This is a genomic window from Gordonia rubripertincta (assembly GCF_038024875.1).
In the GTDB taxonomy this organism is placed as follows: domain Bacteria; phylum Actinomycetota; class Actinomycetes; order Mycobacteriales; family Mycobacteriaceae; genus Gordonia; species Gordonia rubripertincta.
In genome coordinates, this window is the sequence record NZ_CP136136.1 from 4,599,952 (window position 1) to 4,618,223 (window position 18,272).

Here is an 18,272-nt window from a genome sequence, read left to right on the forward strand (position 1 = left end):
GCCGATGCTAGTCACCCGTGCCGGACGGGCCGGTATTAATCGCGGGTGAGTTTGCGGTGGGTCACCCGGTGCGGGCGTGCCGCGTCGGCGCCGAGTCGCTCGATCTTGTTCGCTTCATATGCCTCGAAGTTGCCCTCGAACCAGAACCACTTTCCTTCTTCGACGTTGCCCTCCCACGCCAGGATGTGGGTACAGGTGCGGTCCAGGAACCAGCGGTCGTGGCTGATGACCACGGCACAGCCGGGGAAGTTCTCGAGCGCGTTCTCCAGCGATCCCAGGGTCTCGACGTCGAGGTCGTTGGTCGGCTCGTCGAGCAGGATCAGGTTGCCGCCCTCTTTCAGGGTGAGCGCGAGGTTCAGGCGGTTGCGCTCACCACCGGAGAGCACCTCGGCCTTCTTCTGCTGATCCGGGCCCTTGAAGCCGAAGGCACTGACGTAGGCGCGCGACGGCATCTCGTTCTGGCCGACCTCGATGAAGTCGAGTCCGTCGGAGACGACCTCCCACACGTTCTTCTTGGGGTCGATGTTGGCGCGCGTCTGGTCGACGTAGCTCAGCTTGACCGTCTCGCCGACCTTGACGGTGCCCGAGTCGGGCTCCTCGAGACCGACGATGGTCTTGAACAGCGTGGTCTTACCGACACCGTTGGGGCCGATCACGCCGACGATGCCGTTGCGCGGCAGCGTGAAGGACAGGTCCTTGATGAGGACACGGCCCTCGAAGCCCTTGTCGAGGTGGGAGACCTCGACCACCACGTCGCCGAGGCGCGGCGGCGTCGGGATCTGGATCTCTTCGAAGTCGAGCTTCCTCGTCTTCTCGGCCTCGGCGGCCATCTCCTCGTAGCGGGCGAGTCGGGCCTTGTTCTTGGTCTGGCGGGCCTTCGAACCCGAACGGACCCAGGCGAGCTCTTCCTTGAGGCGCTTCTGCAGCTTCTGGTCCTTCTTGCCCTGGACCTCGAGACGCTCGGCCTTCTTCTCCAGGTACGTGGAGTAATTGCCCTCGTAGGGGTGCAGCTTGCCGCGGTCGACCTCACAGATCCACTGCGCGACGTGATCGAGGAAGTACCGGTCGTGTGTCACGGCCAGGACGGCGCCCGGGTAGGAGGCGAGGAACTGCTCGAGCCACAGCACCGACTCGGCGTCGAGGTGGTTGGTGGGCTCGTCGAGGAGCAGCAGGTCGGGCTTCTGCAGCAGCAGCTTGCACAGCGCGACGCGGCGGCGCTCACCACCGGAGAGGTGGGTGACCGGCGAGTCGGCGGGCGGACAGCGCAGGGCGTCCATGGCCTGCTCGAGCTGCGAGTCGAGGTCCCAGGCGTCGTTGTTGTCCAGGTCTTCCTGGAGCTTGCCCATCTCCTCCATCAGCTCGTCGGAGTAGTCGGTCGCGAGCTGTTCGGCGATCTCGTTGAAGCGGTCGAGCTTCACCTTGATCTCGCCCATGCCCTCTTCGACGTTCTCCTTGACCGTCTTCTCCTCGTTGAGCGGGGGCTCCTGGAGCAGGATGCCGACGGTGGCGTCCGGGTCGAGAAAGGCCTCACCGTTCGACGGCTGATCGAGGCCCGCCATGATCTTCAGGATCGACGACTTACCTGCACCGTTGGGACCGACGACGCCGATCTTGGCGCCCGGGTAGAAGGACATGGTGACGTCGTCGAGGATGACCTTGTCGCCGTGCGCCTTGCGCACCTTCTTCATGGTGTAGATGAACTCAGCCACGTGAAAACTCCTTCGGACCTGCTCGATGCGGGTAGATGTCAGCAATTTGAGATGCTCTGGCGCACGCACGGTCGGTGCGCATACATAGGCCCCAGCCTAGTGGTCGGCCCCGGCGGGCCCGTCGCCCGGTGACCCGCTCCGCCCGGACCGGGCCGCGCATTTGGCCGGATGCCGGGCGCGACGCACGGTTTGTCGCGAGAATGGTTCGCGTCGGCGTGGGCCGACGACGGGTGTGTGAGTTGTGGCGCCGGGCGAGCACAAGTGCGGCGCCGGGGTGAGCGATGGGAGTGTCATGCGCTCGGTTGGTAGGTGGACGGTGCTGACGGTGGTCGTGGGCGTGATCGTCACGTCGATGGGTGCCGTCGGCGCCTGTGCGGCCGAGCCCCGGCAGTGTCCTCCGACCATCTCGCCGCTGTACGGTCCGGCAGGCTCATGTCTGCGGTTCGGCATCACGACGCCGAGCGGCCCGCTCGAGCCCGCGGAGGTCGCCGGCGTCACCGCGCTGACCGGGGTCTCTCCGACCATCAACATGTTCTTCGAGGACTTCACCGCCATCCCGCCGATCGCGGCGCTGAACGCGGTGATCGGCGCAGGGGCCGAGCCGATCGTCACCTGGGAGCCCTGGCGGCATGTCGGCGACGGCACCTACGATCGTGCCGCGTTCTCGATGTCCTCGATCGTTGCCGGAACGCACGACGACTACCTGTACCGCTGGGCCGACGAGCTCGTCGCCTGGGGTTCGACCGTATATCTGAGGTTCGCCCACGAACCCAACGGCGACTGGTACCCGTGGAGTCCCGCGGGTGGGACGCCACCCGAGCTGTACGTCGCGGCGTGGCGCCACGTCCACGACCTTTTCGCGTCGAAGAACGCGGTGAACGTGAAGTGGGTGTGGGCGCCGAATGTGCCCATCTCCGACGCTCCCCTGTCCCGCTGGTACCCCGGCGCCGACTACGTCGATGTCCTCGGCGTCGACGGCTACAACTGGGGCTCGGTACCCGGCCACCGATGGACGTCGCCGAACGACCTCTTCGGGCCCTCTCTCGACCAGCTGCGCGAACTCGCGCCCGACAAACCGATCCTCGTCACCGAGGTCGGTTGCGCCGAGGCCGGCGGTTCGAAGGCCGACTGGATCGCAGATCTCGTCGACTACCTCGACGAAGCCGACGGGGTCACGGGTTTCGTCTGGTTCGACCACGACAAGGAAGCGGACTGGGGTCTGACCAGCTCGCCGGAGGCGGGCCAGGCAATGGCACGCGCACTGGAGGAAGTGGGATTGCGGTGAAGGGAATCGAGCGGTGACGGGGGTCGAGGCGGACAGTCCGGGTCAGGTCGCGGTGGACGAGACACACGCGCGGATCGATCCCGACGTCGAAGAAGCGCGTCTGCGGTCGATGCAGCAGCTCAACCTGCTCGACTCCGAGCCCGAGGACCGGTTTGCGCAGATCACCCGCATGGCCAAGGCGGTGTTCGGTGTACCGATGTCGACGGTGTCTCTCCTCGATCGGGATCGGCAATGGTTCAAGGCGGTCGACGGCATCGAACTGCAGAACCAGCCACGCGAGCAGACCGTGTGCCAGGTGACGGTCGCGCGGGCCTACACGCGCCCTGCCGACCCGGCGCTCGTCATCGAGGACGTCTCGACGATCCCGTTCTTCGCCGAGATACCCCAGATCAGCGGGGAGGGCGGAATCCGTTTCTACGCCGGGTATCCGTTGTACGGTCCGGGCGGTCACCCGGTGGGCACCTTCTGCGTCTACGACACCCGGCCCCGGCAGCTGACCGCCGACCAGTTGGCCGCGTTCCGCGAGCTGGCGGCCTGGGCGCAACGCGAGATCGAGAACTCCGACGATCTCGAACGCGCCGCGAAGGTGCAACGTCAGTTGCTCCCCCCACCGCTCGGTATCGTGCCCGGCTACTCCATCGAGACGATGTGCCTCCCCGCGTTCGCCGTGGGCGGCGACTTCTACGACCACTACCCCTGCAACGACGGACTCGTGTTCACCGTCGCCGACGTCATGGGCAAAGGTCTGGGAGCGGCGATCCTCACCGCGACCGTGCGGTCGGCGATGCGGGCCGCCACACGGGCTTTCGACGCCACGTGCGGTGAGAGCGCAGACCACGACCTCGGCGAGGTCGTGGGCACCGTCGCCGGGCAGCTCGCCGAGGACTTCGCGGGCACCGAGACCTTCGCGACGCTGTTCCACGCCCGGCTGCGGACCCGAGACGGTCACGTCGACTACGTCGACGGTGGCCACGGCCTGGCCACCGTCCGTCGTGCCGACGGCCACTGCACCGTCCTGCGCGGTAGCGGACTCCCGATCGGCATCCTGCCGGAGGACACCTGGCGTTCGGCCGCAGTCGATCTCGGCCCCGGCGACATGCTCGTGATCGCCTCGGACGGTCTCCTCGACCTCGTCGCCGGCGGGGACGCGTTCGAACTACTCCGAATGCTCTCCGGCACAAGCACTCCTGCTGCGGTCCGAACAAAGGTCGAGGAAATGGTGGCCAGTACCCCTCCTGTCGACGACGTCACCCTCGTCGCGATCCGACGGGACGAGGCCGGATGAGCGAGAGCATCGAGGAGGCCGCCCTCGCAAGGACCGCCCCGTCGCCGTGGTTGCGGCTGCTCATCGTCACGGCCGCCGTGCTCGGCCTCAACTACATCGTGTGGCGCTGGCTGGCATCGGTGAACTGGGAGGCGTGGTGGATCGCCGTCCCGCTGGTCGTCGCCGAGACCTACAGCCTCATCGACTCGCTGCTGTTCGGGCTCACCATGTGGAAGCTGCAGCACCGGCCCGACCCTCCGCCGCCGCCCGCGGGCGCGACGGTCGACGTCTTCATCACCACCTACAACGAGCCGGTCGACCTCGTGATGAAGACCGCTCTCGCCGCCAAGGCCATCACCTACCCGCACACCACCTGGATTCTCGACGACGGTGACCGCGCCGAACTCGCGGAGGCCGCGCACGAGGTCGGCATCGGTTACCTCACCCGGTCGTCGAACTGGCTGGACAAACCACGACATGCGAAGGCGGGCAATCTGAACAACGCGCTCATGCAGACCGAGGGTGAGTTCATCCTCATCCTCGACGCCGATCAGGTCCCCGAACCGCAGATCCTCGACCGCACGCTCGGCTACTTCCACGACGAGAAGATGGCCCTGGTCCAGACGCCGCAGTACTTCGTCAACGTACCGCCGTCGGACCCGCTGGGATCGCAGGCACCGCTCTTCTACGGACCGATCCAGCAGGGAAAAGACGGTTGGAACGCGGCCTTCTTCTGCGGCTCCAACGCCGTGCTGCGGCGGGAAGCGTTGATGCAGCTCGGGATCACGCAATACGTCACCGCCGTCGAGGACGGCGTCGACCGTGCCCTGCGCACCGCACGGACCGTGCTCCGCAAGACCAGACGCCGCGTCCGCGACAACGCTCCGGCACTCGCCGCGCTCGACCGGGTGGCTGCCGCGGTCAAGGAGGCGCGGGCACAGCTGAAGAACCGGGAACCGCTGGCCGACATCACCTACCGATTCCAGGCTCGGGTCGACGAGGCCGCCCGCGGACTCGTCGACGCCGACGTCGAGGCGATGCGTGCCGACCTCGAGGCGATCGAGGCCCTCACCGAGTTCGGCGAACAGGAAACCGGTGCCGGATCGCTCGACTTCGACGCTCTGGCGGTTCTGGCCGAGCGCGAATGGTCCCCGCTCGGCGCCATCGAATCGATCCGTGCCCTCGTCGCCGCGGTCGACGTCGGCAGATCCGATGAGGCGCAACCGATGTTGCCCCTCGCGACGATCTCGGTCACCGAGGACATGGCCACCTGTATGCGGCTGCATGCCCTGGGATGGAACTCCGCCTACCATCATGAGAACCTCGCCTACGGACTGGCTCCCGAGGACCTGAAAACGATGCTCACCCAACGCCTTCGGTGGGCTCAGGGCACCATCCAGGTGATGCTGCGAGAGAACCCGCTGGTCCAGAAGGGGCTGACCGTCGCCCAGCGACTCATGTACTGGGCGACGATGTGGAGCTACCTGGCCGGCTTCGCGGCGATCGCCTACATCGCCGCCCCGGTGGTGTACCTCGTACTGGGAGTTCTCCCCGTCCAGGCCTACAGCTGGGACTTCTTCCTCCGCCTCATCCCGTTCCTGGTGATTAACCAGGTGCTGTTCCTCGTGGTGGCCAGAGGCACCCCGACCTGGCGCGGGCAGCAGTACAGTCTCGCGCTGTTCCCGGTCTGGATCCGGGCCTGCACCACGGCGTTCCGCAACGTCTACCTGAACCGACCTCTGGGATTCGCGGTCACGCCGAAGACGAAACAGTCCCAGGACGCGTTGCCGTGGCATCTCGTCCGGCCTCAGCTCGCGGCGATGGTCCTCCTCGTCGTGGCGTCGCTGATCGGCATCGTGCAGTTGTGGCGGGGCGCTATCTCCGTTCTGGGCGTGGGGGTCAACCTGTTCTGGGTACTGTTCGATCTGGTGATCCTCAGCGTCGTCATCATGGCGGTCCGCTACCGCGGTCACGACGAGACCACCGCGGTCGAAACCACCACTGACGGCACCACCGCGAACGACTCCTCCGCCGGCAGCTCCACAGACGAAAGGCAATGATGACGACCTTCGCGACCCGCGCCGTGAACGGCGACGCCGTGGCGATCACCCCCGCGGGCCGGCTCAACATGGTGGCGGCCCCCAAACTGCGCGATCAGCTGCACGAGCTCGTCGGCGCCGGGTCGTCCCGGATCGTCGTCGACCTGTCCGGCACCGACTTCATCGACTCGTCCGGTCTCGGCGCGCTCGTCTCCGGGCTGAAGGTCGCACGGCAGGCGGGTGGGGATCTACGGATCGCCGCTCCCACCGAGCAGGTCGTCACCGTTCTGGAGCTGACCAATCTCAATCGGGTTCTGCGCGTGCACGAGTCCGCGGACTCCGCGTTCGGCCCCGCCTCGGAGACCGTCGAATGAGATCCGCCGGATCACCGTCATGACCGAGCACACGGGGACACGCGCTCTCGAGGAGATCACGTCCGACGACACCCTCGAGCACGTCCACGCGCTGCTCGCGGATCTGTTGCGTGCCTGTCCCGTCGACGTCATGGACGCCATGCAGTTCGAGCTCGCCCTGGCCGAGATCGGCGCGAACATCATCGAGCACGCCCGGGACGGGAGCACCGTGCACCTCCGCCTCGAGGTCGAGGTGACAGCGGACCGGATCGAGGCACGCTACCGCGATGACGGTCATCCGGCGCGCGTCGACCTCGACGCGGTGAGCCTGCCCGAAGATGTCGCCGAACGGGGACGCGGACTGGCCATCGCCGTCAAGGTCCTCGACGAGTTGTCCTACCGGCGCGCCGACGGGCGAAACCACTGGCGACTGGTCCGCAACCGGACGGCGTGAAACTCACGCAGCCGTCTGGGTTTCCGCCTTCTCCGCGGCGGCGACCGGCAAGGCGGCCGCGATGTCTCGCTCCGACGACGGCGTGCCCCGGTAGGTGACGATGCAGCGACTCAGGTCGAGTCCCACGGCGACGGCGGTCATCTCGAGGTCGGAGCGGCGCGAGCCGTCGGCCGTCGGATACTCGTTGGTCTTGATCTGACCGTGCGCCATGACGGGCCGCCCCTTCGCGATGGCGAGGCCGACGCCGGCGAGGAGTCGGCGCCAGCAGCTCACCGTCAGATACAGCGTCGGGCCGTCCACCCACTCCCCGCTGCGCTTGTCGATGCGGCGCGAGGTGCAGGCCACGCGGAACGAGATCACGTCCTCGCCGGTGGTGGTCTGGCGCCGGCGGGGCTCGGACACAACGGTTCCGATGACGGTCGTGTACGTCTCAAACATGGTCGTCTCCTACTGGTGTCGGCCACGGGAAGTGTGGCCGCATCAGCATCTCCCCCGGCCTGCGTCCGAGACGGGGACCCGATCGGGTTGTGGAGAACTCTCCGGCGTTTACCCACAGATCGCCGGTACCTCTGGCGTAACGCCCATAGGATCGCGGCATGCGAATGCGAGTGTTCCTGGTGGGTCTGATCGCGGCGACCGCGATGCTGGTCGCGCCACCCCTGTCCACGGCGGCCCCGGCCCCTGCCTTGACGGGCCTGACCGACGCGATCGCCGGTCGCCTCGCACTGGCCGACACGGTGGCCGCGTCGAAGTGGGCATCCGGTGCACCCATCGACGATCCCGCGCGTGAACAGGTCGTTCTCGGCACCGTGTCGCAGCTGGCTCTCGCCCGAAACCTCGACCCCGCCTACGTACGCAACGTGTTCCGCGATCAGATCGAGGCGAGCAAGACGGTGCAGCGTGGGCTGTTCGCGCGGTGGGGGTTGCCCGGGCAGACCGCTCCGCCCGCGACACCGGATCTCGGCCCGGTCCGCGCAGCGATCAACGAGTTCAACGTGGCGATCGTCGACGAACTCGCGGACTCCCGCGACGTCGTAACGACTTTGAGCTGCCCGCCGGAGCTGGCCGTGGCGAGTTCTCAGTCCGCTACAGCTGCCCGTTTCGACCCGCTGCACGTCGCCGCCCTGGTCCAGGCCGGTGCATCCGTCTGCGCGGTCTCGACGGGATCGAGTTGAATCCTGTTGCAGCTCAGCCGCGTTTGTTGAGTTCCTTGAGCATGTCGTTGTAGTTCTCGAGTTCGGCGTCGTGGTCGCGGACCGCGTTGCGGTCGTAGCGTTTCGCCTGCCGGGTGTCGCTGCGCTGCCATTGGACCAGCAGGGCCAGCATGATGACGACGAGCGGGATCTCGCCGGCCGCCCAGGCGATTCCGCCGCCGGCGCGCTGGTCGTCGAACAGGTTGTAAGTCCACGGCAGATTGAGTCCGCGGTAGTAGTTCTCGGCGATGACGGCCGTGGTCATCATCAGCGCCACACCGAAGAAGGCGTGGAACGGCAGCGAGCCGAGGACGATGCCGAGCTTGGCGACCGGTTTGACCTGTCGTGGTGCGGGGTCGATGCCGATGACGAGCCAGTAGAACAGGTAGCCGCTGAGCAGGAAGTGCAGGTTCATCAGCAGGTGAGCGGCGTGGTACTCGACCACCGACTCGTACAGCCCGCCGAGGTAGAGGATGTAGAAGCTGCCGACGAACATGATGGCCGCGATCAGCGGGTGCGTCAGGACGCGCGACGGCCCCGAGTGCACGCCGGCCTGAATCCACTCGCGGGGTCCGGGTGGGTTGCCACGGCCGGCAGGCGGGAGTGCGCGCAGAGCCAGCGTCACCGGACCGCCCAGCACCAGCAGGACCGGGATCATCATCGACATCAGCATGTGGGCGATCATGTGGACGCTGAACATCGCGGGGGCGTACCGCCCGAGGCCCGACGACGTCGCCAGGAGCAGCAACAGACATCCGAGAAGCCACGCGAAGGTGCGGCCGATCGGCCAGTCGTCGCCGCGTCGCTTGAGCCGCACGACGCCGCGGATGTACACGACCGCCAGGACGATCGCGGCGAGACCGAAGATGAGGTCGAAACGCCAGTCGGTGAAGAACCGGACGAAGGTCGGCGGGCCGTCGATGTCGTAGCCGATGGCGTTCTCGACCGAGGAGACGTTCGCAGTGTCGAGGGCCGGCGGCGGGGTCCGGCTCAGGCCGACCGCGAGACCGAAGGTGGCCGCGAAGACGGCCAGCTCCACGAGTCCGAAGCGTACGAACAGCGACGGCCGCTCAGCCGAATCGAGCTGGGCGATGGTCACACGGCGGTGCCACGCGCCGAGCGCGCCGAGGACGATGAGCGCCGCGACCTTGGCGATGACGAGCTGCCCGTAGGTGTCGGAGAAGAGCTGATCGAAAGGCACGCGGACGGCGGCGTTCACCACCCCGCTGAGGCCGACGACGATGATGCACCAGAAGGCGACGCGCGAGAAGCGCCGGACCGCCAGTCCCCGCCACCGCCCGGACGCCAGCGCGTAGACGACCACCGCGGCGAGACCGCCGAGCCACAGCGTCGCGCCGATCAGGTGCAGGATGAGGCTGTTGGTGGCGATGTCGTGGTTGCCGCCTGACGAGGAGTGTCCGGCCAGCGCCGACGGCATCAGGCTGAAGATCGTGAACGCGATGACCGCGACCGTCGGCCCCCATTTGAGGATGGTCCGCGCGATGATCGCCGCGACCAGCGCGAACACCGCCGTCCAGAACCAGGTGCGCACCTCGGCGACCTGGCCGTAGGCGTTGATCAGGTTGGCCGGTTTGATCGCCTCCGACAGCGGTGACCCGCTGACCTCCGACGCGGACAGCGGCATCAGCAGCAGCGCACACACCGACCAGACCAGCGCCGACGACGCCGCGATCCGGATGGCGCGATAGCCGCCGACGTCGAGCACGTTGTCGGACTGCGGCGGGACGAAGAAAGCGGCGAACACCGCGCAACCGAGCGCGATCGCGGCCGCGAACTCACCGATCGCGGTCAGGGTCGGCAGGCCGTAGGTGGTGAGCGGACCGGGGTCGGGGACGCCGGTCAGCTTGAGCGCGGTGGACGCGGAGATGGCGGTGACTGCGATGGCGACGATCGCGGCGAGCCATCCCGACGCCCAGAGGACCGCGGTGACGACGCCGCGCGGTTCGTTCATCGCGTCGCGATTCTGATCCGGCGAGGCGGACGTCGACGAGCGGGTCATTCCTCAACTGTAGGTCGGCGCGTCGACGACACACCCTCCGACCTGGTCAGGCCGTGGTGTGCGGCACACCTGCGGCGGAAGCGGGAGCATGTCGTAAACTCCATGTGCCCGACGCCGCGTGTCTGATGTCACGAGCGTCGGCCAGCCTCCGTAGCTCAGGTGGATAGAGCAAGGGCCTTCTAATCCCTAGGTCGCAGGTTCGAGTCCTGCCGGGGGCACCGTGGATACGGCATCAGATGCCGAACGGCGCCGCGTAGCGCACCGTCCCGGCCGGGATCTCGGTCCCGTCGAGGCTGAGCACCATCAACGCCTCCTCCGGCACCTCGACACTGAGCCTGATGCCGTGGCCGACAGCTCGTCGGAAACCGAAGCGCGGGTAGTAGTCGGGGTGGCCCAGCACGACGACGGTGCTCTCGCCCATCTCGCGCGCCGCGTCGAGCGCGGCGATGATCGCGGCCGAGCCCGCCCCGGTGCGCTGGTGTTCGGTGGCCACCGCGCACGGCGCGAGGCACAGGGCCGGAGCGTCGTCGATGTGACAGCGCGTCAGCAGTGCGAAGCCGACCGGATGATCGTCGGCATCGACCGAGACCAGGGACAGCCCGTCGATCCAGGCCGGGTCGGTGCGCAGCGCGTCGACCAGTTCGGCCTCCTCCGACGTCGGGAAGGCGTCGGCGTTGATCTCCTGGACGCGCGTGACGTCGTCGGCCCGTTCCGTTCTCGTGCGCCAGGCCGGTAGCGGCATCGGTGACTCCCCTGTCTGTGTCGAGTGCCCCCCAACGTAGCGACCGCGCATGGCCGGGCGAAACGATTATCCGGAACCGCCGAGGCGCCCGGCGCGTCCAAGAATTGCACCACCGCTCCCGGTGGTGCAGTCCTCGACGAGTCGCGGAGGATCATGCTCTCACCGTTTCCCATTCCCTCGCCCATCCCGCTTGTCCCCCGATGGTTTCCCCGACCCGAACGCAGAAGCGATTCTGACAACGGCACTTTCGGGGTATCGCCGGACGAGATCGAGGCCGTTGTCAGGTCGTGGTGCGGCAACGGCATCGCCATCTCCGCGATCGACACCGCGGCCATCGGCGAGATCCAGGGTTCGTCGAGCCGGGTCGCACGTGCACTCCGCAACACCGCTGAACCCGCCCGTCGCGCGGTCGGAACGATCGGCCACCGGTTGCTGACGATGAGCGAACTCCTCGACACCTTCGTGACGACGACCGTCGCATCGGATGCTCGGGTCGCGTCGAAGCTCGACTCGCTACGGACCCGCTGATGCGCCCGACGATCTCGGCCCTGCGTACCTGGAATCCGCAGACCTTCGCCGACGCCGGATCGGCGGCCGCCCTCGCCGCCGAAGCCGTCGACACCGGAATCGACCGCGCTGTGCGGACTTTCGATTCCGTACGGTCCTGGCGCGGCCGCACCCACGCGGCCGCGCATCAGAAGATCTGGCAGGAGCACGATCACGGCGGTGAGGTCCGCAATGTGCTGCAGACGATCGCCGACGAGGCCTCCGACGCGGGCACGGACCTGTCGCATGCTTGCGATCACGTGCTCCGGATCGTCGACGCGGCGACGTCCTCCGGATTCGACGTCGCCGACGACGGGACCGTCACCCATCCCGATCCACGTCGAGCGTCGACCGCCGCCGAGGTCTCCGAGTCCATCGACTCGGGCCTCACCGCGATCGACGCCCTGGACGAACGCTACGGCTCCCGACTCGACGGGTACGCCGCCGATCTGACGACCATGGTCGACGGGCAACCGGACGTCACCCTGCCCGGCGGCCGGACGATGGACGCCGACGACGCGGTCCACACGCTCGAGAGCCTCGGTCCACCCCAGATCCGGACGATCGTCGAACAGATGGACCCCGACGACGTCCGACGCCTCCTGCAGGCGAATCCGCATGTGATGGGAAACCTTCCGGGCGTTCCCTTCGACCTTCGCATCCAGGCCAACGAGATCAACATCCGCAACGCCCTGGTCGACGAGATCCAGGCCGGCCGGGGCGAGGGTCGCCGTGCCCGGACGCTGCGGGAGATGCTGACGCCCGGCGACGGGCGCGAGCGGCGGTTCGTGACCTTCGTGAACACGCCGCAGGGACGCGTCGTCGAGATGATCGGATCGCTGCGTCCCGATACCCGGAATGCGACCACCTATGTCCCCGGCACCGGTACCACCATCGACACCGCCGGCGGCGACAACCGGCGCGCCGCAGCCGAACTCGCCGACCAGACCGACGGCCCGGTGTTCCTCTACCTCGACGGCGACCTGCCCCCGGACCTCCGTGCGGCCACGAGTCCGGCCTTCGCCGGCGCGATGGCAGCGCGGCTCGAGTTGTTCGGGACCGAACTCGACGCCGAGATCGCCCGCCACGCACCGGGAGCGCGCACCACCTACATCGGCCACTCGTACGGCGGATCGGTGGTCGGTACCGCCGAACAGCTCGGCCTGACACCCGACCGTGTCATCTACGCCTCGTCGGCCGGCACCGGCGTGCACGATCTGCCGCACCCGAGCGGCGTCGAACGCTATTCACTGACATTTCCCGGCGACCCGATCCACTACGCGCAATCGCTACCCGGCAATCCGCATGGCTCCGACCCCGATTCCGCGCCCGGCGTGACACGCCTCGACACGGGCACGGTCGAGATCGACGGCCGCACCTACGACAGCGGGATCAAGACCCACGGCGGCTACTGGAACGACCCGCACTCGACGGCCTTCCGGAACATGGTGAAGGTCATCACCGGTCAGCAACCCGACCTGTACGTCGCGCGCAAACCCGACGTCCCCGAACTCCCGCCACCACCGCTCGGCGCGCCGGCACCCCTGTGGGGGCTGTATCTGCTCAACGACCGCGCCGACGGGGACATCGACCTACCGGGACCGATCCCCGACATCCCGCTGAGGCTCCCGTGGTGACGACCGACCTGTTCAGGACTTGTCGGGAACCACCGTTCCGCGCCAGCCGCCGATGACCCGCATCGAGTGGTAGATGACCAGAGCGGCGATCGAACCGAGCGAGATGCCGGCGAACACGAGATCGCCGACCTGCCAGGTGTAATCGGCGATGCCGATGATGAGCGGGATCGCCGCGGTGAACTGGTTGATCGGCTTCGAGAAGTCGACCTTGTTGCTGACCCAGATCTGCACGCCGATGATGCCGACGAGGCCGTAGAGGGCAGTGGTGACGCCACCGAGGACGCCCGGCGGGATCGCGGCGATCACCGCACCGACCTTGGGCGACAGGCCGAGCAGGATCGCTGCCGCACCGGCGACCCAGTAGGCCGCGGTCGAGTAGACCTTGGTCGCCGACATCACGCCGATGTTCTCGGCGTAGGTCGTCGTCGCCGAACCGCCGCCGCTGCCCGCAAGCATCGTCGCGAGACCGTCGGCGGCGAGCGCGCGACCCATGGTGTCGTCGTAGTCCTTGCCGGTCATCATCGCCACCGACTTCACGTGACCGATGTTCTCCACCACGAGCACGAGGACGACGGGGAGGAAGAGCGGCAGCACACCGAGATCGAAGGTCGGGGTCTGGAAGTCGGGCAGGCCGACCCACGCGGCGTCGGCGATGCCGGAGGTGTCGATGTAGTCGTTGTCGGAGTCGATCCAGTCGAGGACGAGCGCCAGCACATAACCGAACGCGACGCTGAGGAAGATCGCCAGACGCCCGAGAAGTCCTCGGAACAGCACCGCCGAGGCGACGAGCAGGACCAGCACGATGGTCGCGAGAACGGGGTCGGCGACGAAGTTGTTCTTCGCGGCCGGAGCCAGGTTCAGGCCGATCAGTGCCACGATCGCGCCGGTCACCACCGGCGGCATGAGCGTCTCGATCCACCGCACCCCGGCGAAATGGCTGATCAGGCCGATGATGACGAGCAGCGCACCGACCGCGACCAATCCGCCGAGCGCCGACGACGCACCGTCGGAGGCCACCGCCGCCGTGACCGGCGCGATGATCGCGAAACTCGAGCCCAGATAGCTGGGGAGACGGTTACGGGTGATCAGCAGGAACAGGATGGTGCCGATACCCGAGAAGAGCAGGGTCGTCGACGGCGGGAACCCGGTGAGCACCGGCACCAGGAAGGTCGCGCCGAACATCGCGACCACGTGCTGGAGACCGATGCTCACGGTCTTCGGCCAGGTCAGCCGTTCCTCCGGTGCCACCACGGTGTTCGTCGTGAGCTTCCACGACAACAGGTTCTGGGATCTCGTCCCCGGTTCAGTCATGCGCAACAGTTTGCGGCACTCACGGCCTGCCCGCTCCCCTTACCCCATGCTCGCCCACCTGCATATGCAACAAGACTCATAGGCACCTTGTTGCATAGTGCATTGTTGCAGTGTTAGCGTGCCCACATGGCGCTCGAACATGCGATTCTGGTGTCGCTGGCAGAGCGACCCGGCACGGGTTATGAGATCGGTCAGCAGTTCGACCGGTCCATCGGTTACTTCTGGTCGGCCACCCACCAGCAGATCTACCGGACGCTCAAGAAGCTCCTCGACGACGGACTGGTCAGCGTCGAGTCGATCAGCCAGGACGGTCGCCCGGACAAGAAGGTCTACACGATCTCCGACTCCGGTCGAGATGCGTTGGCGCAGTGGGCGATGAGTCCGACCCCGCGGCAGTCGCTCCGCAGCGACATCGGTGTCAAACTGCGCGCCGCCGAGTTCGGCGATCTCGCCGCCATCATCGGCGAACTCAAGGCCCACCGCGACGAGCATGTCGCACAACTGAAGCTGTTCAAGGGGTTCCAGGCGGACTACTACCCCGAACCCGACACCCTGACCGGCCGCAAGCTCCACCAGTACCTCGTGCTGCGCGGTGGCATCCGGCAGGAGGAGGGTTACATCGAGTGGTGCGACGAGGTCATCCCCGCACTCGAACGCGAACTCGCCGGTATGTGAACCACCGACGCCGGTAACCACACCGAACACCCCGACCCGGACCGAGCAATACACGCACGAGACGTCACGACGACACCGAGATGAAAGGTCGCGCCATGTCAGCCCACACGGCACAACCCAACCCGCATTACCCGCACCTGTTCACGCCGCTGCAGATCGGCGGCATGACCCTCGAGAACCGTCTGGTGATGGGGTCGATGCACACGGGTCTCGAGGATCGCCTCTGGGACACCGACAAGCTCGCCGCCTACTTCGCCGAGCGCGCGAAAGGCGGTGCGGGACTGATCATCACGGGAGGTTTCGGTACCAGCCGCACCGGCCTGCTCATGTTCGCGGGCGGCAAGATGACCAACGCTCTCGACTGGAAGCGTCATCAGCGCGTGACCAAGGCCGTGCACGACGAGGGCGGCAAGATCGCCATGCAGCTCATCCACGCCGGCCGTTACGGATACACCCCGTTCAAGGTCGCGCCGGGCAAGGAGCCGTCGCCGATCCATCCGTTCAAGCACCTGCAGATGACCGAGCCGATCATCCGGCACGTCATCAAGACCTTCGGCCAGTCGGCGAAGCTGGCTCGTAAGGCCGGGTACGACGCCGTCGAGATCATGGGCGGCGAGGGGTATCTGATCAACCAGTTCCTGTGCCCGCACACCAATGACCGCACCGACAAGTGGGGCGGCAGCACCGAGAACCGGCAGCGCTTCCTCGTCGAGGTCATCAAGGAGATCCGCCGTCAGGTTCCCCGCGACTTCCCGGTCATCCTGCGTCAGTCGGTCGCCGATCTGATCCGCAAGGGCCAGACCTGGGACGAGATCGCCCTCATGGCACGCAAGGCCGAGGAGCACGGCGTCGATGCGATCAACACCGACATCGGCTGGCACGAGGCCCAGGTCCCCACGATCGTGACCTCGGTGCCCCGCGGCGCCTTCGTCAAGTTCACCGAGCGTCTCCGCGACGAGGTGTCGATCCCGCTGATCGCCGCCAACCGCATCAACACCGCGGAGTTCGCCGAGGAGATCCTCACCAACGGCCGCGTCGACGCCATCCAGATGGCCCGTCCGTTCCTCGCCGACCCCCACCTGGCCAACAAGGCCCGCGAGGGACGCGCCGACGAGATCAACACCTGCATCGGTTGCAACCAGGCCTGCCTCGACCACGCCTTCGTCGGCAAGAAGGTGTCGTGCTTGGTGAATCCCCGCGCCGGACGCGAGACCACGCTGGTCCTCAGCCCGACCCGCAAGGCCAAGCGCGTGGCGGTCGTCGGCGCCGGACCGGCCGGCCTGTCGGCTGCGGTGTCGAGCGCCGAACGCGGCCACAAGGTGACGCTGTTCGAGGGCGGCGACTCGATCGGCGGCCAGTTCTCCATCGCCGCCCGCATCCCCGGCAAGGAGGAATTCAGCGAGACGATCCGCTACTTCACCCGCAAGCTCGAGGTCCTCGGCGTCGACGTCCGGCTCAACACGCGGGTCGACGCCGACACCCTCATCGCGGAGAAGTTCGACGACGTCATCGTCGCCACCGGCGTCGTGCCGCGCATCCCGAGTTTCCCCGGCGTCGACCATCCGATGGCGATGTCGTACGCCGAGGCCGTCCTCGGTCACCGCGAGATCGGCAAGCGGGTCGCTGTCATCGGTGCCGGCGGCATCGGCTTCGACGTCAGCGAGTTCCTCACCACCGACGAGTCGCCGACGCTGAATCTGAAGGAATGGGAACAGGAATGGGGGGTCACCGACGATCCGGAGAAGCCCGGTTTCGTCACCAAACCCCGTCCTCTGCCGCCGGTGCGTCAGGTCTACATGGTGCAGCGCAAGTCCGGTAAGCAGGGCAAGTCGCTCGGCAAGACGACCGGCTGGGTGCACCGCGCCACGATGAAGATGAAGGGCGTCGAGCAGATCAGCGGCGCGACCTACGACAAGATCGACGACCAGGGTCTGCACCTCAGCTTCCGCGACGACGAGGGCAACGTGACCGAGACCCGCCTCCTCGAGGTCGACAACGTGGTCATCTGCGCGGGACAGGAATCGGTGCGCGAACTCATCGATCCGCTGACCCTCGCCGGCGTCACCACCCACGTGATCGGCGGTGCCGACCACGCGGGCGAACTCGACGCCAAGCGGGCGATCCGGCAGGGCACCGAGGTCGCCGCCGGTATCGACTGAGCTCTCACACGCCGACCGCCGCTGCGCCTCCGCTCTCCTCGACGAGCCGGGGCGCAGCGACGGTTACGATTGCTCCCATGCCGGTCCCGCCGCCTTCAGAAAACACCCGCGCCGTCGTCACCGGGGCCTCCTCCGGTATCGGGCGCGAGCTCGCCCGGGCGCTGGCCGCCCGTGGCCATTCGGTCATCCTCGTCGCCCGTCGTGGTGAGCTCCTCGAGGAGCTCGCCGGCGAACTGCGCGCGGCGCACGATGTCGCCGTCGAGGTCCGCGCCGTCGACCTGTCCGACCCGACCAAGGTCGAGGTCCTCGCCGCCGAGTTCGCCGGACGCGAGATCTCGATCCTCTGCAACAACGCCGGCATCGCCACCTTCGGCCCCGTTGCCGAACTCGACGCCGCCTACGAGAAATCCCAGGTCCTCCTGAACGTCAACGCCGTTCACGACCTCACCCTCGCGGTGCTCCCCCAGATGGTGAAGCGCGGCTCCGGCGGCATCCTCATGGTGGGGTCGGCGGCCGGCAACATGCCGATCCCGAACAACGCCACCTACGCCGCGTCGAAGGCCTTCGTCAACACCTTCAGCGAATCCCTGCGCGGTGAGGTCTCGTCCCGGGGCGTCCACGTCACGCTGCTCGCGCCCGGGCCCGTCCGCACCCACACGCCGACACCCGAAGAGGAGTCGATCGTGGACAAGGTCGTCCCCGACTTCCTCTGGCATTCGTCGGCGAAGGTTGCGGAGATGAGCCTGGACGCGTTGGCGCACAACAAGATGCGCATCGTTCCCGGAACCCTGTCCAAGGCGATGTCGGTGGCCGGCGGGTACACCCCACGCGCCGTCGTCGCGCCGATCGTCGGCGGGTTCTACCGCAAATTCAGCGCCGAGTAAC

16 protein-coding genes and 1 tRNA gene are annotated in these 18,272 nt (G+C 67.3%); 12 read left to right on the forward strand and 5 right to left on the reverse strand.

All coding sequences use genetic code 11. From position 1 onward, the window contains the following. Positions 1-35: 35 nt before the first annotated feature. Positions 36-1,709, reverse strand: coding sequence for an energy-dependent translational throttle protein EttA (gene ettA / locus RVF83_RS20930; protein WP_005198902.1), 1,674 nt, complete (start codon positions 1,707-1,709; stop codon positions 36-38). Positions 1,710-2,001: 292 nt separating this feature from the next. On the opposite strand from ettA, the gene RVF83_RS20935 reads away from it, so the two are divergent. Genes RVF83_RS20935 through RVF83_RS20955 form a run of 5 tightly spaced genes read left to right on the forward strand, consistent with a single transcriptional unit; the run spans position 2,002 to position 7,104 of the window. Next, positions 2,002-2,994 carry a glycoside hydrolase family 26 protein gene (locus RVF83_RS20935; RefSeq protein ID WP_039880558.1) on the forward strand — a complete coding sequence of 331 codons (993 nt, stop codon included), beginning with the start codon at positions 2,002-2,004 and terminating at the stop codon, positions 2,992-2,994. A 13-nt stretch (positions 2,995-3,007) separates the two neighbouring features. Next, on the forward strand, positions 3,008-4,279 hold the full coding sequence (locus tag RVF83_RS20940; protein ID WP_005198900.1) for a PP2C family protein-serine/threonine phosphatase: 1,272 nt from the start codon (positions 3,008-3,010) through the stop codon (positions 4,277-4,279). Further along, complete coding sequence (locus RVF83_RS20945; RefSeq protein ID WP_005198899.1) at positions 4,276-6,318, forward strand: glycosyltransferase family 2 protein; 2,043 nt, start codon at positions 4,276-4,278, stop codon at positions 6,316-6,318. Before RVF83_RS20940 ends, RVF83_RS20945 begins: the two co-directional genes overlap by 4 nt. Continuing rightward, the gene (locus RVF83_RS20950) at positions 6,318-6,671 is read left to right on the forward strand and encodes an STAS domain-containing protein (RefSeq protein ID WP_005198898.1); all 354 of its coding nucleotides are present in this window, start codon (positions 6,318-6,320) and stop codon (positions 6,669-6,671) included. The genes RVF83_RS20945 and RVF83_RS20950 overlap by 1 nt, the downstream gene beginning before the upstream one ends. A 19-nt stretch (positions 6,672-6,690) precedes the next feature. Beyond that, positions 6,691-7,104, forward strand: a complete 414-nt coding sequence (locus RVF83_RS20955; protein WP_005198897.1) for an ATP-binding protein — start codon at positions 6,691-6,693, stop codon at positions 7,102-7,104. 3 nt (positions 7,105-7,107) lie between these two features. Here RVF83_RS20955 and RVF83_RS20960 read toward each other — a convergent pair whose 3' ends face one another. After that, positions 7,108-7,542 (reverse strand): single-stranded DNA-binding protein, encoded by a 435-nt coding sequence (locus RVF83_RS20960; protein ID WP_005198896.1) that lies wholly within the window; start codon positions 7,540-7,542, stop codon positions 7,108-7,110. A gap of 158 nt (positions 7,543-7,700) precedes the next feature. On the opposite strand from RVF83_RS20960, the gene RVF83_RS20965 reads away from it, so the two are divergent. Next, a complete protein-coding gene (locus RVF83_RS20965) occupies positions 7,701-8,279 on the forward strand; it encodes a chorismate mutase (protein ID WP_005198895.1) in 579 nt (192 codons plus the stop codon). A gap of 13 nt (positions 8,280-8,292) precedes the next feature. Here RVF83_RS20965 and RVF83_RS20970 read toward each other — a convergent pair whose 3' ends face one another. Continuing rightward, positions 8,293-10,317 (reverse strand): cytochrome c oxidase assembly protein, encoded by a 2,025-nt coding sequence (locus RVF83_RS20970; protein ID WP_039880510.1) that lies wholly within the window; start codon positions 10,315-10,317, stop codon positions 8,293-8,295. A 144-nt stretch (positions 10,318-10,461) separates the two neighbouring features. Between RVF83_RS20970 and RVF83_RS20975 the strand changes: the two genes are divergently transcribed. Beyond that, positions 10,462-10,535: transfer RNA gene (locus tag RVF83_RS20975), tRNA-Arg, on the forward strand. 14 nt (positions 10,536-10,549) lie between these two features. Here RVF83_RS20975 and RVF83_RS20980 read toward each other — a convergent pair. Next, complete coding sequence (locus RVF83_RS20980) at positions 10,550-11,059, reverse strand: GNAT family N-acetyltransferase (RefSeq protein ID WP_005198893.1); 510 nt, start codon at positions 11,057-11,059, stop codon at positions 10,550-10,552. Positions 11,060-11,212: 153 nt separating this feature from the next. On the opposite strand from RVF83_RS20980, the gene RVF83_RS20985 reads away from it, so the two are divergent. Both RVF83_RS20985 and RVF83_RS20990 read left to right on the forward strand, forming a co-directional pair. Beyond that, positions 11,213-11,587 (forward strand): hypothetical protein, encoded by a 375-nt coding sequence (locus RVF83_RS20985; protein ID WP_005198892.1) that lies wholly within the window; start codon positions 11,213-11,215, stop codon positions 11,585-11,587. Further along, on the forward strand, positions 11,587-13,242 hold the full coding sequence (locus RVF83_RS20990) for a hypothetical protein (RefSeq protein ID WP_005198891.1): 1,656 nt from the start codon (positions 11,587-11,589) through the stop codon (positions 13,240-13,242). The genes RVF83_RS20985 and RVF83_RS20990 overlap by 1 nt, the downstream gene beginning before the upstream one ends. A 12-nt stretch (positions 13,243-13,254) precedes the next feature. Here the strand turns inward: RVF83_RS20990 and RVF83_RS20995 are convergent, their stop codons facing one another. Continuing rightward, positions 13,255-14,553: a uracil-xanthine permease family protein gene (locus RVF83_RS20995; protein ID WP_039880508.1), complete on the reverse strand. Its 1,299-nt coding sequence runs from the start codon at positions 14,551-14,553 to the stop codon at positions 13,255-13,257. A 126-nt stretch (positions 14,554-14,679) separates the two neighbouring features. On the opposite strand from RVF83_RS20995, the gene RVF83_RS21000 reads away from it, so the two are divergent. The 3 genes from RVF83_RS21000 (at position 14,680) to cmrA (ending at position 18,271) form a co-directional block, all read left to right on the forward strand. Next, a complete protein-coding gene (locus tag RVF83_RS21000) occupies positions 14,680-15,228 on the forward strand; it encodes a PadR family transcriptional regulator (RefSeq protein WP_005198888.1) in 549 nt (182 codons plus the stop codon). Positions 15,229-15,323: 95 nt separating this feature from the next. Next, positions 15,324-17,387 (forward strand): NADPH-dependent 2,4-dienoyl-CoA reductase, encoded by a 2,064-nt coding sequence (locus RVF83_RS21005; protein ID WP_005198887.1) that lies wholly within the window; start codon positions 15,324-15,326, stop codon positions 17,385-17,387. 77 nt (positions 17,388-17,464) lie between these two features. Continuing rightward, positions 17,465-18,271: a mycolate reductase gene (cmrA, locus tag RVF83_RS21010; RefSeq protein ID WP_005198886.1), complete on the forward strand. Its 807-nt coding sequence runs from the start codon at positions 17,465-17,467 to the stop codon at positions 18,269-18,271. Position 18,272: the final 1 nt, after the last annotated feature.